Annotated in this window: 22 protein-coding genes, 2 tRNA genes and 4 pseudogenes; 12 read left to right on the forward strand and 16 right to left on the reverse strand. The window is 49.1% G+C overall.

Annotated features, from left to right (window positions below):
- Positions 1 to 284: 284 nt before the first annotated feature.
- Positions 285 to 1211 (reverse strand): LysR family transcriptional regulator, encoded by a 927-nt coding sequence (locus ACKQAD_RS06405; RefSeq protein WP_409159384.1) that lies wholly within the window; start codon positions 1209 to 1211, stop codon positions 285 to 287.
- A gap of 138 nt (positions 1212 to 1349) precedes the next feature.
- Positions 1350 to 2102 (reverse strand): CDP-diacylglycerol diphosphatase, encoded by a 753-nt coding sequence (locus ACKQAD_RS06410; RefSeq protein ID WP_409159385.1) that lies wholly within the window; start codon positions 2100 to 2102, stop codon positions 1350 to 1352.
- Positions 2103 to 2346: 244 nt separating this feature from the next.
- Here ACKQAD_RS06410 and ACKQAD_RS06415 point away from each other — a divergent pair.
- Positions 2347 to 3156 (forward strand): annotated as a pseudogene (locus ACKQAD_RS06415) (ATP-binding cassette domain-containing protein); the annotation flags it as partial.
- Positions 3157 to 3274: 118 nt separating this feature from the next.
- Here the strand turns inward: ACKQAD_RS06415 and ACKQAD_RS06420 are convergent.
- Positions 3275 to 4012, reverse strand: a complete 738-nt coding sequence (locus ACKQAD_RS06420) for a helix-turn-helix transcriptional regulator (protein ID WP_409159386.1) — start codon at positions 4010 to 4012, stop codon at positions 3275 to 3277.
- Positions 4013 to 4504: 492 nt separating this feature from the next.
- Here ACKQAD_RS06420 and ACKQAD_RS06425 point away from each other — a divergent pair.
- The 4 genes and pseudogenes from ACKQAD_RS06425 to ACKQAD_RS06440 all read left to right on the forward strand — a co-directional run.
- A pseudogene (locus ACKQAD_RS06425) lies at positions 4505 to 4669 on the forward strand (TetR/AcrR family transcriptional regulator); the annotation flags it as partial.
- A 491-nt stretch (positions 4670 to 5160) separates the two neighbouring features.
- A complete protein-coding gene (locus ACKQAD_RS06430) occupies positions 5161 to 6126 on the forward strand; it encodes a chemotaxis protein (RefSeq protein ID WP_409159387.1) in 966 nt (321 codons plus the stop codon).
- 366 nt (positions 6127 to 6492) lie between these two features.
- Positions 6493 to 6975: a cold-shock protein gene (locus ACKQAD_RS06435; protein WP_409159388.1), complete on the forward strand. Its 483-nt coding sequence runs from the start codon at positions 6493 to 6495 to the stop codon at positions 6973 to 6975.
- A gap of 174 nt (positions 6976 to 7149) precedes the next feature.
- Positions 7150 to 7689, forward strand: a complete 540-nt coding sequence (locus ACKQAD_RS06440) for a DUF2058 domain-containing protein (protein WP_409159389.1) — start codon at positions 7150 to 7152, stop codon at positions 7687 to 7689.
- A 152-nt stretch (positions 7690 to 7841) separates the two neighbouring features.
- Here ACKQAD_RS06440 and ACKQAD_RS06445 read toward each other — a convergent pair whose 3' ends face one another.
- Together ACKQAD_RS06445 and ACKQAD_RS06450 are read right to left on the reverse strand one after the other, a co-directional pair.
- On the reverse strand, positions 7842 to 8873 hold the full coding sequence (locus ACKQAD_RS06445) for a methionine synthase (protein ID WP_336859513.1): 1032 nt from the start codon (positions 8871 to 8873) through the stop codon (positions 7842 to 7844).
- Between the two features lie 30 nt (positions 8874 to 8903).
- Positions 8904 to 9881, reverse strand: a complete 978-nt coding sequence (locus ACKQAD_RS06450; RefSeq protein ID WP_409159390.1) for a DUF1852 domain-containing protein — start codon at positions 9879 to 9881, stop codon at positions 8904 to 8906.
- Positions 9882 to 10323: 442 nt separating this feature from the next.
- On the opposite strand from ACKQAD_RS06450, the gene ACKQAD_RS06455 reads away from it, so the two are divergent.
- Positions 10324 to 10569 (forward strand): YmjA family protein, encoded by a 246-nt coding sequence (locus ACKQAD_RS06455; protein ID WP_409159391.1) that lies wholly within the window; start codon positions 10324 to 10326, stop codon positions 10567 to 10569.
- Positions 10570 to 10765: 196 nt separating this feature from the next.
- Here ACKQAD_RS06455 and ACKQAD_RS06460 read toward each other — a convergent pair whose 3' ends face one another.
- The 3 genes from ACKQAD_RS06460 to ACKQAD_RS06470 all read right to left on the reverse strand — a co-directional run bounded on the left by ACKQAD_RS06460 (position 10766) and on the right by ACKQAD_RS06470 (position 12909).
- Positions 10766 to 11089, reverse strand: coding sequence for a gamma-glutamylcyclotransferase family protein (locus ACKQAD_RS06460; protein WP_409159392.1), 324 nt, complete (start codon positions 11087 to 11089; stop codon positions 10766 to 10768).
- Positions 11090 to 11545: 456 nt separating this feature from the next.
- Positions 11546 to 11947 (reverse strand): H-NS family histone-like protein, encoded by a 402-nt coding sequence (locus ACKQAD_RS06465; RefSeq protein WP_409159393.1) that lies wholly within the window; start codon positions 11945 to 11947, stop codon positions 11546 to 11548.
- Between the two features lie 449 nt (positions 11948 to 12396).
- Entirely contained in the window at positions 12397 to 12909 is a 513-nt protein-coding gene (locus tag ACKQAD_RS06470) for a GNAT family N-acetyltransferase (protein WP_409159394.1), read from the reverse strand.
- A gap of 176 nt (positions 12910 to 13085) precedes the next feature.
- Between ACKQAD_RS06470 and ACKQAD_RS06475 the strand changes: the two are divergent.
- Positions 13086 to 13269, forward strand: a pseudogene (locus tag ACKQAD_RS06475) (shufflon system plasmid conjugative transfer pilus tip adhesin PilV); the annotation flags it as partial.
- Here the strand turns inward: ACKQAD_RS06475 and ACKQAD_RS06480 are convergent.
- The 3 genes and pseudogenes from ACKQAD_RS06480 to mtfA all read right to left on the reverse strand — a co-directional run.
- Positions 13267 to 13515: pseudogene (locus ACKQAD_RS06480) on the reverse strand (Arm DNA-binding domain-containing protein); the annotation flags it as partial. The pseudogenes ACKQAD_RS06475 and ACKQAD_RS06480 sit on opposite strands and share 3 nt — an antisense overlap.
- Positions 13516 to 13676: 161 nt before the next feature.
- A tRNA-Asn gene (locus ACKQAD_RS06485) sits at positions 13677 to 13752 on the reverse strand.
- A gap of 110 nt (positions 13753 to 13862) precedes the next feature.
- Positions 13863 to 14660, reverse strand: a complete 798-nt coding sequence (gene mtfA, locus ACKQAD_RS06490) for a DgsA anti-repressor MtfA (RefSeq protein WP_409159395.1) — start codon at positions 14658 to 14660, stop codon at positions 13863 to 13865.
- Between the two features lie 110 nt (positions 14661 to 14770).
- On the opposite strand from mtfA, the gene ACKQAD_RS06495 reads away from it, so the two are divergent.
- Positions 14771 to 14858, forward strand: a tRNA-Ser gene (locus ACKQAD_RS06495).
- A gap of 57 nt (positions 14859 to 14915) precedes the next feature.
- On the opposite strand, the gene ACKQAD_RS06500 is transcribed toward ACKQAD_RS06495, so the two are convergent.
- The gene (locus ACKQAD_RS06500; RefSeq protein ID WP_409159396.1) at positions 14916 to 15305 is read right to left on the reverse strand and encodes a lysozyme inhibitor LprI family protein; all 390 of its coding nucleotides are present in this window, start codon (positions 15303 to 15305) and stop codon (positions 14916 to 14918) included.
- A gap of 176 nt (positions 15306 to 15481) precedes the next feature.
- On the opposite strand from ACKQAD_RS06500, the gene ACKQAD_RS06505 reads away from it, so the two are divergent.
- Positions 15482 to 15649, forward strand: coding sequence for a YqaE/Pmp3 family membrane protein (locus ACKQAD_RS06505; protein ID WP_409159397.1), 168 nt, complete (start codon positions 15482 to 15484; stop codon positions 15647 to 15649).
- Positions 15650 to 15737: 88 nt separating this feature from the next.
- Here the strand turns inward: ACKQAD_RS06505 and ACKQAD_RS06510 are convergent, their stop codons facing one another.
- The gene (locus tag ACKQAD_RS06510) at positions 15738 to 17210 is read right to left on the reverse strand and encodes a sensor domain-containing diguanylate cyclase (protein WP_409159398.1); all 1473 of its coding nucleotides are present in this window, start codon (positions 17208 to 17210) and stop codon (positions 15738 to 15740) included.
- 273 nt (positions 17211 to 17483) lie between these two features.
- Here ACKQAD_RS06510 and ACKQAD_RS06515 point away from each other — a divergent pair, with 273 nt between their 5' ends.
- Entirely contained in the window at positions 17484 to 18398 is a 915-nt protein-coding gene (locus ACKQAD_RS06515; RefSeq protein WP_409159399.1) for a lipid kinase, read from the forward strand.
- A 70-nt stretch (positions 18399 to 18468) separates the two neighbouring features.
- Here ACKQAD_RS06515 and ACKQAD_RS06520 read toward each other — a convergent pair whose 3' ends face one another.
- The 3 genes from ACKQAD_RS06520 to moeA all read right to left on the reverse strand — a co-directional run bounded on the left by ACKQAD_RS06520 (position 18469) and on the right by moeA (position 21165).
- On the reverse strand, positions 18469 to 19068 hold the full coding sequence (locus tag ACKQAD_RS06520) for a nitroreductase family protein (RefSeq protein ID WP_409159400.1): 600 nt from the start codon (positions 19066 to 19068) through the stop codon (positions 18469 to 18471).
- Between the two features lie 70 nt (positions 19069 to 19138).
- Positions 19139 to 19927 carry a molybdopterin-synthase adenylyltransferase MoeB gene (gene moeB, locus ACKQAD_RS06525; protein ID WP_409159401.1) on the reverse strand — a complete coding sequence of 263 codons (789 nt, stop codon included), beginning with the start codon at positions 19925 to 19927 and terminating at the stop codon, positions 19139 to 19141.
- A gap of 2 nt (positions 19928 to 19929) precedes the next feature.
- Positions 19930 to 21165 carry a molybdopterin molybdotransferase MoeA gene (gene moeA, locus ACKQAD_RS06530; protein ID WP_409159402.1) on the reverse strand — a complete coding sequence of 412 codons (1236 nt, stop codon included), beginning with the start codon at positions 21163 to 21165 and terminating at the stop codon, positions 19930 to 19932.
- A 495-nt stretch (positions 21166 to 21660) separates the two neighbouring features.
- Here moeA and ACKQAD_RS06535 point away from each other — a divergent pair, with 495 nt between their 5' ends.
- Both ACKQAD_RS06535 and gsiB read left to right on the forward strand, forming a co-directional pair.
- Positions 21661 to 23562, forward strand: coding sequence for a dipeptide ABC transporter ATP-binding protein (locus ACKQAD_RS06535; protein ID WP_409159403.1), 1902 nt, complete (start codon positions 21661 to 21663; stop codon positions 23560 to 23562).
- A 25-nt stretch (positions 23563 to 23587) separates the two neighbouring features.
- A complete protein-coding gene (gene gsiB / locus ACKQAD_RS06540; protein ID WP_409159404.1) occupies positions 23588 to 25132 on the forward strand; it encodes a glutathione ABC transporter substrate-binding protein GsiB in 1545 nt (514 codons plus the stop codon).
- The last annotated feature ends 73 nt before the right edge of the window (positions 25133 to 25205 follow it).

The following is a 25205-nucleotide window of genomic DNA, read 5'->3' on the forward strand; positions in this document are numbered from 1 at the left end:
ATGGATATGTAATAACATAACAAATTGCAATGAAGTGATGCAAAGGAAATGTGATCTAACGCGTATAAATTCGCGTCGCAACGCAGTCTTAGCTGCCCGCGTCTGTATACTCTTCGCGATCACTCATTCGGTGAATCAGCGAGCGCAGCACAGTTCCTCTGTGCTCAATTGAGTAATCTGGCTGGTCCTGAGCAGGCTCCATGCCGCTACGCGGTGCCATCAGTGTTCATGACCGCTAATCGAGCTGGCCGGTGTATGACGCCAGTGGTAACCCGGTGAAATAATCATGCCGGCGCCAGTGCGCGCAGCTTGTCCTGCACCAGTATGGTTTCGATCATCAGTTCTGCCAGCGGCGGCAGCGTTCTCTGTAAACAGGTGACAATGCCGAAGCGGGTTTGCATGTTTCCCCATTCCGGCGGCGTACCCGTCAGCAGAATTTCTACCAGTTGATGGCTTAATCGCCCCAGCGCAAAGCCATCTTCGCTGGCGAAGCTGATCGCCTGCGTATGTCGCAGGAGGCTGAAGACGGAATAGATATGGTCACACTGGATTTGCGGCCGATAATCAGGCTGGTGTGTTAAGGTGGCCAGCACCTTGCGCATGCCGACGGGCATAAAAGGGGAGGCGAGCGGAAAGCGTAGCAGATCGTCTGGCGTCACGGTTGCCTGCTGTGCCAATGGGTGAGAGGAGTGGCAGATAAAGAAGCAGCGTTGCTGGCTTAAGGGTTGCACGTGGAGATGGGTTTCCATCTCGGCCTGCCAGGTATCTGCGACGATGAAAGGCCATTCGTCGGCCAACAGTCGCTCACGCAGGGATTGCCAGTTATCTACGCGGTAGGTCACTCTGGCGCGCGGGCGTAGCGCATGGAAATGCGCCACCGCTTTGGGGATTAGCGAGGTAGACGGCGCAGGGCCGCAGCCAAACGTGAGTTCACCTTCCTGCGCCTCGCTGATCTGCCGCATGTCTGCCATCAGTTCCCAGGATAGTTCCTGCATGCGCCGCGCAAAGGGCAGCAGCGTATTGCCCTGCCATGTTAGCGCGAAGCGGCGACTCTGACGATCGATAAGCGGATGCCCCATCGTTTGTTCCAGCGCCTGAATGCTGCGGCTGAATGCCGATTGCGACAGACAGACGGCTTCTGCGGCTTGCACAAAACTCCCATGTTCGGCCAATGCAAGAAAATTGCGTAATTGCCGTAAATCCAGATGCATATTGCAGCTACCTACCCTATCGATTTTTTCCCCACTTTTTAGGCGGAGGTCGACAGGCAACGCAATGAACAAAACGTTATAAGTTATAGCGAATTGATTGCTATCGACCTTCAGTCCTCCGTCTGGCGCGGTTAGCGGCTATTTTGCCAACGTACAGGAAAAATCCTGAATTTCTTCCACAGAACCGAGGCTCATATTGAACACGTCAAGGCTGCTGGCAAGCAGCACCTTTTCGCCCGTTGGCGTAGAGACCATCGCAAGGCCGTATTTACCGATCGATTCATTCCGCTGCTGGGCGTAACGATCTAACGTTTTAAACGGATCGCTGTGCGCCCATTCGTTTGGGGTGAGCGTTTTTGCCAGATAGACATGCCCGTTAATTTTCACGGGCAGCGGTTTCCAGTCAGCAGAAAGCGTCGGAAACTGTTGGTTCAACGTTTGATAAATCTCCGGGCGCAGACAGGCGATGTGGATATGCAGTTGGTTTTGCGTGCGGCCATAGCGTGAGTTAATCGCCAGCGAGAGGTAATCCTCTCTGATCGGTTTACCTGCTTCGTGTGATAGATGATCGCGGCGTGCCCATGCCTGTTCGAAGAAATTGGGCGTGCCTTGCTGCAAAAGTTCAGGACTTTCGATACCGCTGATTTTATCGGTTGGGAGCAACAGATCGTGATAGGGGCCGTTTCTGTCGTCAAAAAGGACATAGCCGTCCGCCAGATTGACTTCCAGGCAGGGTGCGGGATTACCGCTGTGCTGCTGATTAGGCACGCACTGTTCGCTGATGATTTCCCACAGAGCATCGCTGTTTCCTCGCCCGAATGACCACCATAGTACGGCGATCAGGAAGACAACAACGGGAATCAGAAGGAGGAAGCGTTTATTACGCGTCATGATGGATCTCCGGCAGAATGCAGCTGGCGCAAAACATCAGGATAATGGAGCATGAGAAAGTCACGACGGTCAGTATGGGGCAGGAGCGATGTCATTAATATGACCCAGCGGCAAAGGTAAAAGCGTAATCGGTAACGGATTGAGCCTATCGGTAACGGATTGTAAGAGGGATAAGCGGCAAGGGGAATATGTACAGGGGCTTGCCGTCCTGAGAACCCGCTGTCAGCAGGATAAGTGCACATCGGCGCTGCGTCAGCGTTTTCAGCATCTACAGCAGATACAGACGTCGGCTCACCGTCGCGGAGCCAAACCCGGCGCGGTGGCTGCCAGCGTTGTGGAGTTGGGCCTTCAGGGCGTGCTGATTCTGGGTATCAGCGGGTTCGAACAGGTTGGTGTCCGCTATGTGGATGAGGCTGCACTGGTGTTTGATGGGTGAACATCATACTGCCGGAGAAGGGGATGACGGCGTTGGTCGGGCCGTCTGGCTCGGGGAAAACGACGATAACGTGACTGCTGATGCGTCATGCGGATCCGCAATGTGGGCGCGCGCGTATCGGCGGTGTGGATATTCGCCACATTCCAACGCGTGAATTGAATCGGCTGATTTCCGTGGTGTTTCAGGATGTCTATCTGTTTGATGATTCTGTGCTGGCAAACATTCGGATGGCGCGCCCGGATGCCAGCGACGCAGAGGTTGAACGGGCTGCGGAAGCTGCCCAGTGTCTGGAATTTATTCAACGGCTGCTGAAGGGATGGCAAACGCGGCTGGGCGATATCGGCGGCCGATTATCCGGCGGTGAGCGGCAGCGTATTTCAATCGCACGGGCATTATTGAAGGATGCGCCATAGTGATTTTGGACGAACCAGTGATTTTGGACGAACCGACAGTGGCGTTGGATACCGAAAGCGAGCTAGCCGTACAGCGGGAGATTGACCGCTGGTGCAGGACAAGACGGTGATTGTCATCGCCCATCGGCTATCGACAATTGTGGGGGCACAGCGAATTTTGGTTGTGGAACTGGGCACCGTTGTCCAGCAGGGAACACACCACGAATGACGGCTTACTGAAGGACGATATCGCACGTTGTGGAATGCACAACAGAAAAGTAAACGCCTATCTCATCATGCCGATGTTTAAGGGGCAGGTTGTGGGGGAATCGATGTGATGACGATTATAACGGTTCAGGCTTGATGAGCTGTAATTCTACGCCGAGTCTTATTGCGTGTTTGGCATTCAGCACGCCGAGCTTTTTTACCACATTGCCAATATGGAATTTCACGGTGCTAATTTTGATATCCAGAATCAGCGCAATTTCCGGGTAGGTTTTGCCCATGCTGGCCCAGTACAGAATTTCGTTTTCGCGCTGGGAGAAAATCTCTTTATCGCCTTGTTTTCTGCTCTGGGGGCTTTGCATCACCTCGTTGTAAAGTATGGTGATTTTCTCATGGATGGTAATGAGCAGCATTTGCAGTTTGTCTTTGTTTTCCTCAACAATACTTTCTATATCCGTTGGCGAGTGCTCTTCAAACATAATCGATAGCGCCGCCAGATTATTATTGTTGTCATGCAAGACAAAGGTATAGCCATTAACAATATCGTACTCTTTTGACAGATTAAAAATCTTGGAGAACTTCAGCTTAGAGTTAATAACGATGTTGTCTTCCCAGGAGAAAGGCGAGACTTTATTTATCGCCGTCAAAATAACCGGGTCGATATGCTGATAGTTGTTTTCTTTATAGGTATTAACCCATTCCTGCGGGTAATTTGAGATGATCACGACCTGAGACGGATTTTTCTTGTTCATGATCATGTAAGCGTATTTCAGGTCGCCATACTGCTTTAACTTTCGGCCGAGATAGCTTTTTATCGTGTTATTGATAATTTCATTATCAGAGCAAAATACAGACATGTAACGGCCTCAATAAAAAGCGAGAAGGTACTCATGATATAGGTGATGTCATAAAAGTATAGTGCTGACCTATACCTAAGTCTAACTACTGTTACTCCATGATATCACTTATAATTTTTTCATGAACAGGGCTATTTATAAAAAAATTTAAGAAAATAGATTTTAAAAAATTGTTACAAATTGATTTGCCAACCTAGGGAATTACCCATAATGTTGCTCCTGTTCTGTCTACTGAATTTAGGGTGTGTGGCATCAAACCACACGCCCTAAATTCAGTTCTCCCGTCACGCGGGGGATAGTAAATAATCCGTTTTCGCTTATCAACCCCGATTGCCTCTTGCTGTTCATCGTCGTTCTTTTGTTGCCTTTCCCTCCGTTTTTGCTCGCGGTGATGTTGCCTTGCGTAAAGAGGCGTCAATGGGGCTAATGTTTTGATAATATTGCTATATCGAATCCTATTTTGCTCGTCAGCCTTGGCTGGCAGGAGTGGTGATGAAAGTCCGAACTAAGGCTCGTCGGGAAGCCAACGTTAAAACGGCGGCGCAGCTTTTTCAGGAAATGGGCTATGAACGGGCCACCATGAATGAGCTGGCGAAGCGGGTCGACGGCTCCAACGCGACGCTGTATGGCTATTTCTTAACCAAAGAAGCGCTGTTTTACGAGTCAGGCCCGAAAGAGAATGTCGATAAACTTTCTGACCTGCTGTTGAGCACGCAGCCTTAGCGACACAGCGTTAAATGATGGTCACCATGCGTACCTTTAAATCAAAACTCTACGGCATGGTTTTTTTCTTCTTGTGGTGTCAAGAGAAGCGTGAAGTTTTCTCCTCAGGCAACTGTTCTGTCACGATTTGGGATAAGGTGTTCGCAAATTCTGCCGATATTAATGGTTCAGGGAATGTTATCTGCACCCTAAGGATGCTAGCCGACTGTTATACTGAAGAGGGCTGATATCCGTCTGCTGATCCGATGATTGCCATCGTTGGATGAGGTTGACACACTTAAAAATATTTTACGTTTGACGCTAGATAAGATTGAAGAACACGACTATCACGTACAGTGGAGCGGTCGGATGTTGGTTCCTGTTTGCTCACATCTCGAATGTTGCCTGGTTACGGTATACCTATAATGACTCGCACTGAGGAAAGCATGGATAATTTTCAAAAAGAAATCGATGAGAGAACAAACCTCACCTCTGCTAATAAATTTGAACTCTTATTATTCCAACTGGGCAAATCACCTGAAGGTGGCAAATCTGAGCTGTTTGGCATCAACGTATTTAAGCTGCGTGAAATCGTGCCGATGCCTGCCTTGACCAAAGCGGCTGGCATGACATCGCCGATGCTGGGTATGGTTAACATTCGTGGGCAAATCATTCCTGTTATCGATCTTCCAGCCGTGGTGGGCAGCAAACCGGAAACCGGGCTGAACATTCTTCTTATCACTGAGTATGCACGAAGTACGCAGGCGTTTGCTGTGGAGTCGGTGGACGATATCGTTCGTCTGGAATGGAGCCAGGTTTTGGCTGCCGAAGCTGGCATCAGTAACACCTACATTACCAGCATCGCGCGTCTTGATACCGACAAAGACAGTAATCGTCTGGCACTGGTGCTGGATGTTGAACAGATTCTGTTTGATATCATTCCCGGCGAGCGTGAAACCAAGCTCAAGAACGCAGAAGAGAAAACCTACTCTTATACGTCTGGCGCGATTGCGATTGTGGCGGAAGACTCCAAAGTCGCTCGTTCCTTGCTTGAACAGGGGCTCACTCAGATGGGTATCCCATTTAGTATGCACATCACTGGGCAAGAGGCCTGGAATAAGATACGACAAATTGCGCAAGAAGCGCAGTCGGAAGGTCGGCCTATTTCAGACAAGATCTCGTTGGTTCTGACCGACTTGGAAATGCCGGAAATGGACGGCTTTACGCTGACCAGAAATATCAAACGTGAAGAATTCCTGAAGAATATCCCAGTGGTGATCCACTCTTCACTGTCCGGCAGTGCGAACGAAGATCACGTGCGTAATGTTGGTGCGGATGCCTATGTGGCGAAATTCGAGATCAACGAGTTGTCGTCTGCGATTCAGACCGTGCTGAATAAAGTGCACCGTTAATCGTTCTGGCGGTTAGCATATTCGGCTTTTGCCTCCTCTCCTTGTGGGAGAGGGCAGAAGCCGATTTTTTAGCTAGCGTTTGTTTTTTTACCGCTGACACTTATGCCGACAGGTACACTTTTCGCGAGGTCAACAGCGCTGCCCACTTCACGATCATGAGCCAGGGGCTGACAGTGCAAACCGGCGCGCTGGAGCCAGAGGACGAATTGCAGGCGTGGCATAGCCAGTTTGTCGCTATCGGGAATGTTTTTTCACAGACCAGACATTTATTATCAAAACTTAACCCAAAGACGTAGTTTGCGCAGGCATTGTGCTTTACACTGCGCGCTGAAAAAACTGAGTAGATGAACGATTGAGTAGGTGGTAATGGCGATGAACGGAACGATCACAACCTGGTTTAAAGATAAAGGTTTTGGATTTATCAAAGATGAAAACGGCGATAACCGTTATTTTCATGTGATTAAGGTCGCCAACCCCGATCTGATTAAGAAAGATGCAGCGGTCACTTTCGAACCCACTACGAATAACAAGGGGTTGTCAGCTTATTCTGTGAAAGTCTTACCGGAAAGCAAATATATCTATATTGCAGGCGAGCGTCTTAAGATCACGTCGATCAAGTCTTATGTGGTTTACCGCGAAGAAGTCCCTGCTGATACTCACATTGATAAAGAAAATGCGGTGCTGTCTGTAGGGATATTGATGAATAGCATCAAGCCGAGATCAGCGGTTAAGCCTGGTGAAATGCGTTCGCTGAAAAAACTGGCCATCACCACCTTCCATGGAACGACGCTCATCTTCTCGGAAGATGAGATAGACATAGACGCCACGGTAAAACTGCTCAAGGTCTGAAATCATTCGGACTGACCCTGTGTCGATGTTCCGCGCCATGTATAAGCAGAATGTCGGCATCGCTATAGACCCCCCCAAACTCAAGCCTCACCGCGATCGCGTCCTGCAATCTGGTACTGCCTCAAAAATTACAGGTATAATCCTGTAAATTATTCAACCGGTTTAGAAACGAAAATGACAAAACTCACCTTACAAGAGCAGATGTTAAAAGCTGGATTAGTGACCAGCAAGAAAATGGCCAAAGTCCAAAGGACGGCGAAAAAATCACGCGTTCAGGCTCGTGAGGCAAGAGAGGCAGTGGAAGAGAATAAGAAAGCACAGCTTGAGCGCGATAAACAGCTAAGTGAACAACAAAAACAAGCTGTGTTATCTAAAGAATATAAAGCTCAGGTGAAGCAGCTCATTGAAATGAACAGAATCACTATTGCAAAAGGCGATATTGGTTTTAACTTCACAGACAATAACGTCATTAAAAAAATAGACGTGGATAAGCTGACTCAGGCCCAACTGATCAATGGCCGTCTTGCGATTGCTCGTTTGGCGGTTAATAGCAATGGCGAGAGTGAATACGCGATTATCCCCGCGATCGTAGCCGATAAAATTGCGCAGCGAGATGCGAACAGTATTGTATTAAATAGTGCCTTGAGTCAGGAAGAGCAAGACGAAGACGATCCGTATGCTGATTTTAAAGTGCCTGATGATTTGATGTGGTGATTGCAGATGATTTTCAATAGAAAAGCCCTTACGGGCTTTTCATTTAGGATGATGTATTGCTCAGTCCAACTGGTGGGTTGGGACAGTTGGCGATTGATCAGATCGCCCAACCCGGACTGAATGCGCTTCATGTGGTCGACTCTGTGGCGACCTTATTTAGCCAGAAGTTCTCTGCGGACGATTTCCGCACCCGCACTTAACGCATTGAGTTTGCCTCTTGCAACTCGGCGAGATAAGGGAGTCATGCCACAGTTGGTCGAAGGGTAGAGCTTGTCGGCATCCACAAACTGAAGCGCTTTACGTAGCGTATCGGCGACGTCCTCTGGTGTCTCAATGGTATTGGTTGCCACGTCAATGGCACCTACCATCACTTTTTTACCGCGAATGAGTTCAATAAGATCCATTGGAACACGAGAGTTCTGACATTCCAGTGAAATGATATCGATAGCCGATTTTTGCAGCTTAGGAAAAATTTCTTCATATTGCCGCCACTCGGAGCCCAGCGTCTTTTTCCAATCGGTATTGGCTTTGATGCCATAGCCATAGCAAATATGCACCGCCGTTTCACACTTCAGCCCTTCAACGGCTCTTTCTAACGCGGCTATTCCCCAATCATTTACCTCATCAAAGAAAACATTAAATGCGGGCTCATCAAATTGGATAATATCGACACCCGCAGCTTCTAATTCTTTGGCTTCTTGATTGAGAATTTTGGCGAATTCCCAGGCGAGTTTTTCGCGGCTCTTATAGTGGCTATCATAGAGCGTATCGATCATCGTCATTGGACCCGGTAAGGCCCATTTAATGGGTTGCGTGGTTTGCTGACGTAAAAATTTGGCATCCTCAACAAAAACCGGCTTTTGGCGAACCACGGCACCAATGACTGTCGGTACACTCGCATCATAGCGATTGCGGATTTTAACGATCTCACGTTTCTCAAAATCAACGCCGCTGAGGTGCTCAATAAACGTTGTGACAAAATGTTGGCGCGTTTGCTCGCCATCACTGACAATATCAATCCCTGCCTGTTGTTGATCTGCCAGGCTCAAACGTAGCGCATCTTGTTTGCCCTCAATCAATTCATCGCCTTGCAATTTCCAGGGCGACCACAGTGTCTCAGGCTGCGCCAGCCAGGAAGGTTTGGGTAAACTGCCAGCCGTTGAGGTGGGTAACAATATTTTCATAATAATCGGTGACCTTTTGTTTTTGGTTAATCAAAGAACGTAATTAGCAGACCATTGCTCAAGAATAGCGTGGTATGGCTTGATGAAGTTTTTCTCCGTAAACTTTCCCTGCTCGATAGCCAACAGGCTACGTTCTTCTCGATCATAAACAATTTGAGTGAATGAATGATCCTGATGATTCAGGCTTGGCTGATAGCATTGGCCTGCTGGAGAGTTTGCATTGTAAATCTCAGGTCGGTAAATCTTTTGAAAAGTCTCCATCGTACTGATGGTACTGATCAGCTCAAGGTTCGTATAATCACTCAGTAAGTCACCAGAAAAATAGAAGGCCAAAGGCGCAACGCTATTTGGCGGCATAAAATAGCGAGCCTGTAACCCCATTTTATGGAAGTATTGGTCGGTCAGTGAATACTCATCTTGCCGGTACTCAATGCCTAATACGGGATGCTGATTTCCAGTCCTGTGATAGGTGTTTTTACTTGAAACACTGAGGCATATCACTGGCGCTTTACTAAAATTCTCTTTATAGCTCTTCGAGTTCACGAAACATTTAAAGATATTTCCATGCAGCTCGCCAAAGTTATCTGGGGTGCTAAATCCGGGGTGGCTCTTATTATGATCTGACAGCAATACGCTAAAATCATAATCTCGCACGTAGGAGGAGAAGTTATTACCTACAATACCGTCAATGCGCTCGTTTGTTTTTTTATCAACAACATTCGTTTTCAATATTTCAATGACAGGGAAGGTGTCGCCATTGCCTTCAATATCAATCTCAACGGAAATGATATCAAGTTCGACAGAGTAACGATCGCTTTTAGGGTTATCCCAATGCGCCAGAGAATTGAAACGATTGTCAATCATTTTTAAGGCGTTGCGCAAGTTCTCCTGGCGGTTCTTTCCTCTCGCCAGATTCGCAAAGTTGGTCGTGATACGCGTATTTTCGGAGGGGTTATAATTCTCATCGAAACGCGTGTTCTTAATCGTAAACGTAAAATTCTTATTCATCGCGATCTAACATCCTAATTATTGATATCAACCTGATTGTATGTCTTTCTTTTCGAAGATTTTCAGATCTCATCATTCAGCAGATTTCATATTATCGTTACTTCATGCGCACAATTTATGCCAGAGTCATTGAGTGAGTAAAAGTGATTTAATTTCAATAGACATGAGCCATCTTCATGACTTGGTGTTTGGTTTGGAATGTTTTTTATAATTATTTGATTTAAAAGTAATTTTCATTTTAATTTATGGGTTGGGGACATCGCCTTATGGTAAGGCTAAAGCAGAAAAGCATGCCCTGATTTTCGCATCTAAGAGACTGAACCGACCTCTTTTAGTCTCTTTCCCTTACATGGATGACGGGAAAACGTAGTAAGAATGATATGATCCCGGCCAGACGATGCCAGCATTAACAGACATAGACCTTAATCCCTGAGGATGACTTATGAATAATGAATTACCGCTTAAATTTTATGACATCACGGATGAGTATGCGACGGAATCTGAAAAGCCGGTAAGTGAGTCAGAACGTGACGCTCTGGCGCGCTATTTCCAACTGTTGATCACCCGCTTAATGAATAACGAAGAAATCAGTGAAGATGCGCAGAAGGAGATGGCCAGTGAAGCGGGTATCGACGAGCATCGTATCGATGAGATCGCGACGTTCCTGAACCAATGGGGCAATGAGTAGCGCTCGTTGAGAGCATGTTGAAAAGGATGCAAAGTGAGTGTGGTTGTGTCCGCTTCCCATCTTAGCCAACGGTCATAAGAGGCTAAAAACAAACATCCCGCCTGTGTTTCCTGACGCGGGATTTTCAAATTGGGTTTCCTTACCGGGACAGGTCTGGGTATAGAACGCTTTGAGCTATATCGCGTACTGAGCCTATTTATGGCTGTAGCTGATAAACCCACGCCGTAATCTGCTGGCCTTCCGCCGTGGTAACGACAACTTCAACGCGATCGTAGCCCTCTTCAAATTCATCTAACATTGACCAGTGTGCTTCAAGGTTAGTGGACAAAAACAGATAACCGCTGATGAGTGGCCCATTTTCATCCAGGACTATCCCTGGAAAATCTGCGGCAGCGCCCCAGCCACGCTCATAAAATGTGCCTGTTACGTAACCCGGCAGCCACTCTCCACCGATGTTTTCCAGAATATAGGCATTCGTGTGACCTGGACGCAGCGTTCCGTAGACAAATAAGCGTTCCATTTTCCCTCGTCAATCAAAACAGTGAATACCCAAAGAGCGAAAAGTAATACTCACGTTAAGGGTTAATAAAGCCGCTCGCAACAAGTTCTTCAGCGCCGCTATTGTCCTGTTGTATTGACCCCAACAATCCTTTAAAGACATATTTCCGAAAATATCGTATTGGCTTACTAAGTGAGCGGATGTGGCGGCGTTGACCATCGCGGTGGAGAACTAGCGCACCAGTGTAGTCAGAGCATCGCCCAACCGGTTAAGTGCGCAAGAAGAGCAGCAGATACTGTCGGTGTGCCATCAGCCAGATTTGCCAGTCTGTCACCGTCACAAACCGTACCGGCGCTGGCCGATAAGGGAATATCTCTGACGAATGAATCAACCTTCTACCGGGTGCTGCGTCGTCATGGAGAGGCGCACCGTCGGGGACGGCAAAGAGCGGCCCAGAAGGTCGCCCGAGCAATTTTATTAGATCTCAAAATCTTCCAAGCTCTTACCGTTATCAAGCGCTTCCTTGATAGCTTTCGGAGTACGGCCCTGACCTGTCCACGTCTGTTCATTGCCATTCTCATCGGTGTATTTGTATTTCGCCGGACGAGGAGTACGTTTAGATTTTGCTGACTTGGTAGCAGAAACAGAACCAAGCAGTTCAGCCGGATCGATACCGTCTTCTAACAGTTTGGCACGAAGGGCTTCAATTTTTGCCAGACGCTCAGCCTGTTCTTGTTGGGTTTTGGCTTCTTCTTCGCGGCGCTCTTCAACAATAACGGTGAACTTTTCCAGCATTTCTTCCAGTGTTGCCAGATCGGTTTCTCGTGCCTGAGCACGGAGAGAACGAATATTGTTTAATAATTTAAGTGCTTCACTCATTGCTTATTATCCTGATGGTGATAAAGAATCATCGATGGAGTATATCCAAATTTGACACATGTTAGCAAAAAATTATATATCAGTATAGATACGGAGGAAATAATGAAAAAGGAAAAATCAAAGAAAAATCCACTTGAAGATACAGCGGTGTTAAGTTGAATTGCTCAAAGGGCATCACAGAAAACGATTAAATAGGTGTTCAGGGCTGGAATGGCTATCCACTATATTTCAAAGGGGAAACTGATAACAGTGTATCCTGATGGAAGAAAAGAGTGTGTTAACGATCTGAATATAGAGCCTATTTCTCTGTTTCTCAAGACAGTTATGAATTTTCTTCAAGGCGATGTAGTTCAACGACAAGCAACAGGATAACATTCATTTCATTATAAATGAAGTGTTATACTCTTATCGATAAGGTATTAATTGAATTTCCTGAACTAATGAGGTTGTTATATATCATAGCGCATAAAAATTTCATCATAATACGTGCCCCCAATTTTTAATGCATCGACGTCAACGGCCCATGCCTTAAAACCTACTGATTCATAGAGTCTGATTGCTGTTGTATTTGTGGCTACGACACTTAACCGGATGGAATGACAATGTGCTTGTGCTTTCATCTTCGTGATTACAAAATTAAGTAGGGATTTAGATAAACCTAACCCTCTGGCGTTGGGGCGAACATACATCCCCCAGAGCGAAATAATATGTTGCATTTTTATTAGATGTGGCTTTGATATACCAATGATACCGAGTAGTTCATTTTTATCAAAGCATCCAATAATAATGTTGTTTCTTATTTTTTCGAGAAAATATTCCTCTGAATGGTTTTTTTTCTCATCAAATGAAGAACCAAAATTCTCAGGGGTGTTTTTAAGTGATTCAAGTCTGATTTTTATAAAACTTAATACATCAGTATCGATGAGAGGACGAATGTTTACGTTTTGCATTTGGTTTTTCATGGTGCTCCCTGTTTTTATAAAAATCACACCTTACACGCTGCTTAATTTAAAGTAAATGTCTAACTGTGTTTTTTATTGAAGGCTTGATCACTTTTTTATTTTTGCTAATTAAAGCATGCGTGAAAATAAAAAGGACGGTGAGAAATGAAAAAAGAAAATAAAAAGGGTTTTTCCTATTGGAAGTTGCATTGGTTTTAGGTATCGGCACAGCAATGGCTTTCATGAAGTTTTAGGATATGAAAAGCGACCAAGAGAAAGTAATAGCGAATACAGTAGGTTCACAGATGAAACAGATAGGTGAGGCGGTAACCACTATATCAGCACTATATCAATATTCGTTTTGACAAGCTTTCCACACTGTGCCGGGTTGATATTCTGCACCAGTAGTTTACGGAGTTCATCACGCTTCTGGCGTGCTTCTGACAGACTGATTAACGGATAAGCGCCCAACGCTATGCGGGTCTCTTTGCCACAAAAATAGTATCTGAAGTACCAGAGACGTGAACCAGTAGGTTTAACGTGAAGATACAGGCCGTGTGAATCGGATAGTTTTATGGGGGGAGCAGGTGGTTTTAAGTTGCGGATTTTTGAGTCGTTAAGGGACATATGCGGGTCACTCCATTATCGAACCGGAAAGACCCCAAATCTGACCACCAAATTCTCCCGATGCGGAGGGTAAACTGAAAATGCATCGGGAAAACTTTTCACGCTAACCTATTGAATCTGAATCACATAGGGATTCGCAAAGCGGCATGAAAACAAGAATTTGGCTCCTCTGACTGGACTCGAACCAGTGACATACGGATTAACAGTCCGCCGTTCTACCGACTGAACTACAGAGGAATCGCTTGAACGGGGCGCATAATATCTGCCACCTGCGGTACTGTCAACGCCAAAATCAGCTTTATCATCTGACTGTCTAGGCTATGTACAATTCGCTGTTTTTTTATGGGTTAGTAGATGGATGGTGCGCGGCAGTTGATGCTGCTTTGCCAGTTTTTTAGACGGACGAGCGGATCTTGTCGATAGAATTTTTGGAAGCAGCGGTATAGGCCGGGGAAACGATCGTCGAGCAGTTCGGGCGCGCTGAAGAAGTATTCCGACAGCACCGCAAAACACTCTGCCGGATCGTGGGCGGCGTAGGGATCCATGCTGGTGGCTTCTTCACCGACCAGATCGATCTCTTCCTGCAAGGCATTCATCGCGCCGTGCAGATGCTGTTCCCAGACAGCAATATGCCGCAAGGGAATCAAGGGAACGCCAGTTGCTTCGCCGCTGCTGCGAATATCCAGCTTGTGTGCGACTTCATGAATGATAAGGTTGAAACCGGAAAGATCGAAGGAGTCTTGCACTTCTTGCCAGTTGAGGACAATCGGCCCCTGATCCCAGCTTTGCCCGGACTGTACCATTTTCCCCGTATGCACGAGTCCGATGTCGTCCTGCCATTCTTCTTCTACAATAAATGGACCGGGATAAACCAGAACTTCGTGGAAGCCATCCAGCGCATCCATTCCCAGCGATAACACCGGCAGGGAAAACAGCAAGGCGATACGTTGCTGCATGATTTCCGTTAACATCAGATCCTGCAACGGAATCAGGCGTTTTTGCTTCAGAAACTGATCGGCAAGAGCGACCAACTGCTGAAGTTCTTCATCGCTCAAGGGCGCGAGAAGCGGGATGGAAACCGCAGCTTGCCAGTGTTCAAGCGTCTGCACCTGAGGTTGAGTGTTTTTCCACGGCCATTTAATCATTGTTATTGCTCGTTAAGTCGTCACTTGAATTTAAAGGCTAGGGCGTGTGTTGTTAAAATAACATAGCTGTTAAAATGCCGTAAAAACGGGCATCATGGCAATTGCTAAACGGAGAGATGCTGGGCGGCTGAACGGATCAGTCTCGAAAACTGGAGTAGGGGCAACTCTACCGGGGGGCAAGATCCCCTCTCTCCGCCACTATTTAAACACTTACCGCGCATTTAGTCTGTGACGCTTTCCACACTTGGCAGTGGCTTAAAGTGGGCAGCCCAAATCCCCTTCTTTACAACTTAGCATGCTTTTGAATTCTTTTACGCGCTCGGCGGTTTTCTGCGTCAGGCACTGGGAATACAGCATGCCATGAACCGATCCCCCCGTTGTCGGAAAGGTCTGAAACTTACAGTCAGTATCGCGATAGGCAATCCATTTTCTCTGGGCTGACTTGAGCAACACCTTGTGTTCTTCAATCACCAGCCGTTTGACGACATCCTGGTAGAGTCGATTAAGTTCGCCATCCACTTTTTTATAGTTATCAGCCGCACACTGGCTCATTTCAAGCTGTGTGACGGCGCTGTCACAGTTTGCTGCTGCGGCTTGAGTTAAGGGCAGCAGTAGAGCACAGAGGGTAATAGCGAATTTTTTCATTCTTTATCCTTTGTAAACAGTCGCTACGTATGAACATTTATTATACTTGGCATTATACATCTGCTGCGCACTTTTCCGTCTTCTGCAAAGATTAATCCCAATTGTTTCAGTGAATACTGACAAATCACAAACGCTGCACTATTTTCAAAAGTAATTATCACGTTACGGAGGTTAATATGGGATTTTGGCGCATCGTTTTTACTATTCTTCTGCCACCGCTGGGCGTGTTATTGGGGAAAGGCATCGGTGGGGCATTTATTCTGAATATTATTCTAACGCTGTTAGGCTATTTTCCTGGGTTGGTGCATGCGTTTTGGGTTCAGACGAAAGATGATGGTATTTAATGACCGAAAACTCTGACGAGTGTGATGAAATAACGGGGAGGCAACGAGCCTCCCCGTTATTTTTTAATGTGTGCATCCAAATTCGATATTACTGTGCGCGTACCACCCGATTGCGTCCCTGCTGTTTGGCTTGATAGAGCGCGATATCGGCGCGGTTAATCAGCATACTGAGCGTTTCGCCTGCCCGATATTCAGCGACACCGCAGCTGACTGTCACTCGAATGGTTCCTTCGCGGTAGGGAATCAGGGCTATTTCGATACTTTGCCGTAGCGCTTCGGCGCGCTGAAGCGCCGTGTTGATATCACAATCGTCGAGCAGAATCACGAACTCTTCTCCTCCCCAACGGCAGGATTGATCGCTGGCGCGAGTGTTGGCTGACAAGAGGGCAGAAATCCCTTGCAGGACGAAATCGCCGACGTTGTGGCCGTACTGGTCATTGATTCTCTTGAAGTGGTCAATATCAATGAGAAGGATGGAGAGCGATTTGTGCTGTAAGGCATTTTTCGTCCCGAGGCGACGGAATAGATAATCAAATGCCTGACGGTTCATGAGGCCTGTTAATTTATCGGTCGTTGCCATTTGTTCCAGACGACGTTGGTAGCCGCCAATAGTCAACCATAGCAGGAAGAGGAAGAGAACGCTGACGAACGTGCTGATGCACAGATTTTTAAGCAACGTGGCGAATAGCCGTTTTTCACTGGGATGACTGGTTTGCTCAACCATCAAATACCAGCCGAATTCAGGGATGAGCCGAGTGTTAAGGAAAATATGTTCCCCGTTTGACTGATATTCATAAGCCCCGCCGGGAGAGGTCAAAATCGTAGTTGCGATCCGGTTTAGCCCCAACTGTTGCTGAATTTGCTGCGGGCGGATGTAGGTTTCCCCGTGTAGCGTAATGTTGCCTTCTTTATCAATGAAATAGATTGTCCGGTTATAGCGTTGTTCATATTTTTTAATGAGGTGTTTAACGCGCTCAACCGGAATGCCTACGCCGGTAATGCCAATAAAATTGTCTTCATAATCCATGACCTTATGGTTGATGAAAATATCGAGGTGTGTGCGGTCTTCAGGGTCGATGCGGAGGTCGATGGCATAAGGCATCGTGTCGGATAAGGTTTTATACTGGAAATACCATTGGTCGTCTGGGGAATCTTCCGAGACGGTTTTGAGAATGCGCTGAGGATCGTAGTAGCGTTTGGTTTTATCAGAAATAAAAAACGAAAACACGGTATCGAAACGGCGGTCGATCTCTCTTAGATAACGGAACATAGCCTGTGGATCGCTTTCGTCTTTCAGTACCCAATCGCGTAAAAACGTATCGTGCGCCATCAGCGAAGAAATAAAAATAGGCTTTAACAAATCCTGCTGGATTTCAGAATAGACATTATCACTGGTCAGCGGCAGGGTATTTTCTTCGATTTCTTCTTCCAGAGATTCTTTAGCCACTTCATAGCTAGTCCAGCTAATCACCAGAAATGCGGCGAGTAGCATGGAGCCAAATATGATGATTGCGCGCGTCTTATCCAGCCAGCGTGAGCTATTGATGAATCCAATTTGCAAAATAATCTCCCCAGAGAAGCAATGATAGGATGGGTGAAGAAATGGCTGTTTTTAAATAAAAATGGTGATGCAGGTGCTACTGGAATAACAGTGTAACAAAGTGGTAAAGGAATCGCTGACTCGTAGGGTTCAGTATAGTGGTTTCAGTGTGGAAGTATTAGTGGTAGCGTGCCGAAACGTAATGTTTTGTATTTTATTGTGGGCTTGTTAAAGCCCTCTTGTCGGTTTGATTATCCCTATGGTTAGATTTAATCAAACATTGAGGTTGGGTAGATGACAATGAGCCATTATTCAGCAGTGAAAGAATCAGGCCCAACTGCGCTTTTATTGATTAATAAGCGGGCGCGGAATGGCGATTCTTCTGCGCGCTATGTGAAACGGCTATTACAGGAAAGCCGGATTAACTTCGTCGAACCGGACGAAAATGCGTCGGGTTCATGCAGTGATATGATACGCGCGTATGCGGATCGGGTGGATTTTGTCATTATCGGCGGTGGCGATGGGACATTAAATTCAGCCGCCCCTGGTCTGGTGGATACCGGCTTGCCACTGGGCGTGCTGCCGTTAGGGACGGCGAATGACTTTGCCCGTACGGTGAGGATCCCCAGAGAGATTCGGCAGGCGGTTCAGGTTATTGTCAACGGACAGCGGCGCGCCGTTGATTTAGGCGAGGTCAATGGGCATCTGTTTTTTAACGTTTCCAGTATTGGGTTTTCTGCGGCATTGGCACGCGGGCTGTCGGCGAAATCCAAGAAACGCTGGGGAACATTAGGCTATGCACTGGCGGCCTTTAAGCTCTTGAAGCAAAGCCGTCCTTTCCGCGTCGAGATCGAGCATGACGGCATTAAAGAACGGGTGAGAACCGTGCAGGTGTCGGTGGGGAACGGCCGTTTCTACGGCGGTGGCATGGCGGTAGCAGACAGCGCCGCGCCCGATGATGGCCGGCTGGATGTCTATAGCCTGGAGGTTTCCCACTGGTGGGAAATGGTGGCGCTGATTCCCTTTATCCGTAGGGGAACGCACGGGCGCTGGCGTAAAGTCCGCGCCTTTTCCGCCAGACAGCTAACGTTGAGTACCCCGAAGCCGCACGATATCAATGCGGATGGTGAGCTGATTGGTAAAACGCCAGCGGTGTTCGGGATCAGAGAAAAAGCGATTCAGGTTTTTGCACCGCCGGTGCCTGATTAGCGCCTGAATCTAAAACAAACAGGGACATCGCGTGGTGTCCCTGTTTGTTGATAAATAATACGTCAGCGGATTATTTAAATACGCGGAAGCGCTCTTCAAAGGAAATATAGGTTTTCTCACCGGCCGGTTGCTCGATTGAGCCAAATGGCATTTGAGCGCGCAATTTCCAACTGGCTGGAAGATTCCATTGTGCTTTCACATCATCATCAATCAGCGGATTATAGTGCTGGAGAGAGGCGCCAATTTTTTCCTGCGCCAGCGTAGACCACACGGCAAACTGTGCAATACCGGTTGAATGTTCAGACCAAATTGGGAAATTGTCGGCATAAAGCGCGAATTTTTCCTGTAGCGCTTCAATCACGCTGGTGTCTTCAAAGAACAGAACGGTGCCCGCGCCGGCGGCGAAAGAGGCCAGTTTGTTTTCTGTTGGGGCGAAAGCGTCCGCAGGCACAATTTTCTTCAACTGCTGCTTAACAATATCCCACAGCTTGTGGTGTTGCTCACCGAACAGAATCACAACGCGGGAACTTTGCGAATTAAAAGAGGAGGGGCTTTCATTAACGGCTTCGGTAATGAGGGTGGTAACCTGGTCTTCTGATATCGGTAACTTATTGCCGATGGCATAGATTGAACGGCGGGCCTTGATTGACTGCAAAAAAGCATTACTCATGGTGTGTTCCTCAGTTTACGTGATGACTTACTTTAATACTGTGTCACCGATTTTTCCGGTGTTCAATGGTTTATCGTGCCTGAGTGGTGTCTTTTCCTTCTGCGCCTCGCTCGCCGCAGACGCCGCAGCGCGGGTTTTTCGGCAACATGATTTCACGAAATTGCAGCGTCATCGCATCGAACATTAGCAATCGCCCAGTGGCCAGTTTGCCGTAGCCTGTCAGCAATTTAATCGCTTCCATCGCCTGTAAACTCCCAATGGTGCCCACCAGGGGGGACATCACACCGGCTTCGACGCAGGTTAGCGCATTGGCGCCGAACAGACCGCTGAGACACTGATAGCAAGGTTCATCAGGCTGATAGGTAAAGGCGCTGATTTGACCTTCCATTCGAATCGCCGCCCCGGAGATCAGCGGCTTCTTAAGCTGAAAGCCAATGCGATTGAGGCGATTGCGAATGGCGACATTGTCGGTGCAGTCCAGCACTGCATCGTGCCTGCTGACTAATTCGCTCAAGGCGTCATCATCAAGCTCGCCATCCACCGTATTGAGCGAGAGGTGTGGATTCATATCGGATAGCGTCAGACGCGCTGACTCGACCTTTGCCATACCGATACGGGCGTCGCGATGCAGCACCTGACGTTGCAGGTTAGACAGAGAGACAGTATCAAAATCCAGCAGCGTCAAATGGCCGACGCCGGCTGCGGCCAAATACTGCGCGGCGGAACAGCCTAGTCCACCCAGTCCGACAATCAGCAGGCGTGACGCCTTTAGCTTTTCCTGTCCGTCAAAATCAAAGCCGCGCAGTACAATCTGTCGATTGTAGCGCAGCATCTCCTTATCGCTCAGTTCCGGCAACATATTCAGTGTTCCAGCAACACGTTGAAGAGCTCGATGTCGACCCATTCTCCTGCGGCGACATGGCCGCGCTCCTGCTCAAGCACGATGAAGCAGTTACCGAGGCTGAAGGAACTGAAAACGTGCGACCCCTGATGTCCGGTGGTTCTTACTTCCAGCTCACCTAGCGCGTTACGGCTGAAAATGCCGCGTTGGAAATCGGTGCGTCCCGGTGTCTTTTTCAGAGCGCTGGTGGTTTTGACGCGAATGCGAGGCGGCTGGTGCCACTGCGTATAGCCAGACAGGCGCGCCAGCAGCGGTTGAACCAACTGATAGAACGTCAGCGCAGCGGAAACCGGATTTCCCGGCAGGCCGCAGAACCAGGCGTGTTGCAATTTGCCGAAGGCGAAGGGTCTACCGGGTTTGATTGCCAGCTTCCAGAAATGGATATCGCCCAACTCATCCATCATTTGCTTGGTGTAATCCGCTTCGCCAACGGAGACGCCGCCGCTGCTGATCACCAGATCGGCAAGCCGATCAGCCTCATGGAACGCGGCACGCAGGGCAGCCGGATCGTCGCGAATAATCCCCAGGTCATGCACGTCGCAGCCCAACTGTTCCAGCATCAGGCGGACGACGAAACGGTTAGTGTCATAAATCTGGCCGTCTTCCAACGGTTTGCCAACGGGTTGCAACTCATCACCGGTAGAAAACACCGCGACTTTCAGACGGCGTACCACGTCAACCTGCGCAATCCCTAGCGAAGCCAGCAGCGGCAGCGCCGCCACGCCCAGTTTGCAGCCCGCAGGCAGTACGCTGGCACCAGCCTGAATATCTTCTCCCGCCAGACGAATATTCTGACCGGGTTTGACCTTATGGGGGAAATGGATGCCATCCTCGCTGACGTCAACCTCTTCCTGCATAATGACGGCGTCAGCACCTGCGGGAATCGGCGCGCCGGTCATAATACGAATGCAGGTTCCGACAGGCCACTCACCAGTGAATGGGGTGCCTGCGAACGCTTTTCCTGCCAGCGGTAGCGTCGGGGAAACGGACAAATCCGCGCAGCGTACGGCATAGCCATCCATCGCGGAATTGGCGAAAGGTGGGACGTTAATCGGGGAGGTGATGGCTTGGGCGGTGATCCGTCCTGTGGCGTCGAACAGGGATATACGTTCTGTCTCGGTGAGGGACGTAACCTGAGAAAACATGTTTTCCAGGGCTTGTTCAAGAGTCAATAAACCTGCGTTAACGCTTTCCATCTATACTCCACCGTTTTTTCATCAATACAGTTTGTTTTATCAATAAGGCCGATTTCATTAATGCGTCTGGTTTCATTAATAAACAGTCTTCCGCCAAGACGTCGTTCATGGGCGAAAACATGTTTTCTATGCCAGTATTAATTATGTCAGAGTTCGTAACGTGGGTGAATGTATGCAGGTCAAGGAATAGGGCTTGTGGTGCGTGAACCCCTCTCAGGCAGTAAACGACAGGGCCATGATGCCACACCGCCGTCTTTTGCTTACAACGCGAACTATTTCAGGCAAAAATGGGGAGGAGTTTGCATGGGATATCATGCCGGATTGCACGTCTTTATTTTGGTTAACTTTATGTTATAAAAGGATTTTATTGCTTTTCTGATTTCAGTTTCCGCTTTACATCATACTTTGCGCTAAATATAGTCAAAAATCGCTGATAATTTGTCCCTGACCGCGTTGCGCTGATTCCAGCCGCATTTATATGGAGATTTGCCGTTCATGTCGCCCACACAGGATCATTATGCCTCACTGTCTTCCCCTGTTCCGGGGCTTGTTTTGCCTGAAAAACGGGTGGTGGAAGTACGCAACCTGAGTGTGTCCTTCGAACAGCAGGGGCAGCGGACGGACGCGGTGCGTAATTTGACGTTCTCTGTCGATCGGGGTGAAACGCTGGCCATCGTCGGGGAGTCAGGATCGGGTAAGTCAGTGACGTCACTGGCGCTGATGCGGTTGGTTGAGCATGCGGGAGGCGTGATTCATCAGGGAGATATGCTATTCCGCCGCCGCGATGGACAAGTGCTGGATCTCCGCGGAGCACGTCAGCGGATGATGCGCTCATTGCGTGGCGCGGATTTGGCGATGATTTTTCAGGAACCGATGACGTCGCTGAACCCAGTTTTCCCCGTCGGTGAACAGATAGCCGAGTCGATTCGTTTGCATCAGGGGATGGACAGACGGGCTGCGCGTGCAGAAACGTTACGCATGCTTGATCTGGTCAGAATACCGGAAGCTCGCAACGTGCTGGATCGCTACCCGCACCAGTTGTCCGGCGGTATGCGCCAGCGGGTGATGATTGCGATGGCGCTCTCCTGTAAGCCGTCGCTGCTGATTGCCGATGAACCGACGACCGCGCTGGATGTCACCATTCAGGCGCAAATTCTGCAACTGATTCGCGTGCTACAGCGTGAAATGGAAATGGCCGTGATTTTCATTACCCATGATATGGGCGTGGTGGCGGAAGTAGCCGAACGCGTACTGGTGATGCACCGTGGGGAAAGTGTCGAGGCGGGAAGCGTTGGGCCGATTTTTACTGCACCGCAGCACCCGTATACGCAGGGGCTTCTGGCTGCTGTTCCGACATTAGGGTCTATGCGTGGTCAGCCGTTCCCGGAAAAATTTCCGCTGCTGGATCAAAACGCCGTACGCATTGTGGACAACCTACCGCAGGATACCGTGCCTGCGGATGCGGCTCCGATCTTACAGGTTAGTCATCTGGTGACGCGTTTTCCGATTCGTAGCGGTGTATTGAATCGCGTGACGCGGCAGGTACATGCGGTGCAGAACATCAGCTTCGATCTCTGGCCGGGCGAAACGCTGTCGCTGGTTGGTGAATCGGGATGCGGCAAGTCCACTACTGGCCGTGCGCTGCTCAAGCTGGTTGAAAGCCAGCGTGGCGACATCACGTTTAATGGTCAACCTATCCATCAGTTGAAAGGCGCGGCGCTACAGCATCTGCGGCGTGATATTCAACTGATTTTTCAGGACCCGTATGCGTCACTCGATCCCCGACTAACAGTGGGGTTCTCGATTATGGAGCCGCTGCTGGTGCACAACATTTGCCGTCGGCAGGAGGCGGAGAAGCGTGTGGAATGGCTGTTATCGCGCGTAGGGTTAGCGCCGGAACACGCTCGCCGCTATCCGCATGAATTTTCCGGTGGCCAGCGTCAGCGCATTTGCATTGCCCGAGCGCTGGCGTTGAACCCGAAAGTGGTGATTGCGGATGAGGCGGTATCCGCGCTGGACGTGTCGATTCAGGCACAAATCATCAATCTGATGCTGGAACTGCAACGTGAGTTCGGCATCGCGTTTTTGTTTATTTCACATGATATGGCGGTGGTCGAGCGTATCAGCCATCGCGTGGCGGTGATGTACATGGGGCAGATTGTCGAGATTGGCTCACGGCAAGACGTCTTCGAGCGGCCTCGCCATCCTTATACCCGCAAGCTGATGTCGGCAGTCCCGATTGCCGATCCCTCATGCCGCCAGCGTGAGCAGGTGCTGCTGGTTGATGAAATACCTAGCCCGATTCGGGCGCTTGGCGATGAGCCAATCACGGCGCCTCTGGTGCAGGTGGGGGAGCGACACTTTGTTGCGCACCATCCGATAGCCGGCGCTTACTGACAGGGATTCACAAGGAGAACGTAGCATGAGCGTAATGACGATAAAACGGCGCTGGTTAGTCGCCGCAGGGGTAACCGCTGCTATGGCGGCTTCACCCGCTTGGGCAGCCAAAGATGCAGTGATCGCTGTGGGTTCCACTTTTACCAGCCTGGATCCGTACGATGCCAACGATTCGCTATCGCAGACGGTCGCGAAGTCCTTCTATCAGGGGCTATTTGGCTTCGATAAAGACATGAAGCTGGTGAACGTGCTGGCGGACAGCTATGACGTGAGTCCGGACGGCCTGACATATACCGTTAAGCTGCATCCTGGCGTCAAATTTCACGATGGATCGACGTTTAACGCCGCCGCAGTGAAAGTGAATCTGGATCGCGCCAGTAATCCAGACAACCGCCTGAAGCGATACAACCTGTTCAAGATGATCGAAAAAACCGACGTGGTTGACGATTTGACGGTGAAAATCACACTGAAGACACCATTCTCGGCGTTCGTTAACAATTTGGCGCACCCGGCGGCGGTGATGATCTCTCCGGCGGCATTAACGCAGTACGGCAAGGATATTGGCTTCCATCCGGTAGGCACTGGCCCATACCGCTTTGTGGCCTGGAATCAGACCGATTTTGTCAAAGTCGAGAAATTCAGCGGCTACTGGAAGGCGGGTTTGCCGAAGCTGGACAGCATTACCTGGCGTCCGGTCGTGGATAACAACACGCGTGCGGCACTGCTGCAAACCGGCGAAGCACAGTTTGCTTATCCTATACCGTTCGAGCAGGCCAAGGTGTTGGAGAAAAATGACAAGCTGGCGCTGGTGGCGTCGCCGTCGATTCTGCACCGTTACATCAGCATGAACGTGACGCAGAAACCGTTTGATAACCCGAAGGTTCGACAGGCGTTGAACTACGCGATCAACAAAGAGGCGCTGATTAAAGTCGCGTTCTCCGGCTATGCGACGCCAGCCGAAGGGCCACTGCCAGACAGCATTGATTATTCAGTAAAATACCAACCGTGGCCTTACGATCCGGCGAAGGCGCGCGAACTGCTGAAAGAAGCAGGCTACCCTGGCGGTTTTACCACCACGCTCTGGTCGTCGCATAACCACAGTACGGCGCAGAAAGTCTTGCAGTTTACACAGCAACAGCTGGCGCAGGTCGGCGTGAAAGTGCAGGTGACCGCCATGGATGCGGGGCAGCGTGCTGCGGAGGTGGAAGGTAAAGGCGTGAAAGAAACGGGCGTTCGCCTGTTCTACACCGGCTGGTCAGCCTCGACGGGTGAGGCGGATTGGGCGTTGTCGCCGCTGTTTGCGACGGCTTCCTGGCCACCCGCACAGTTCAACACGGCGTTTTACAGCAACCCGCAGGTTGATGCGGATCTGGCGAATGCCCTGAAAACCACGGATCGGACGGAAAAGCAGAAACTGTATCAGGATGCACAGGACAAAATCTGGGCGGATGCGCCGTGGATTTTCCTGGCGACAGAGCGTTTAGTCTCGGCCAATAGCAAAAAACTGACCGGATTTTACGTGATGCCAGATACGTTGTTCAGTTTTGAAGAGGCCGACCTCAAGGAATAATTCGCCGCAAAAGAATGACTAGGGAATTGGGGGGCCGTAAGGCTGCCCGCAGTGGTCAACACACCTCTACGTA

It is taken from the genome of Pectobacterium artocarpous, from assembly GCF_046159765.1.
Classification (GTDB): Bacteria; Pseudomonadota; Gammaproteobacteria; order Enterobacterales; family Enterobacteriaceae; genus Pectobacterium.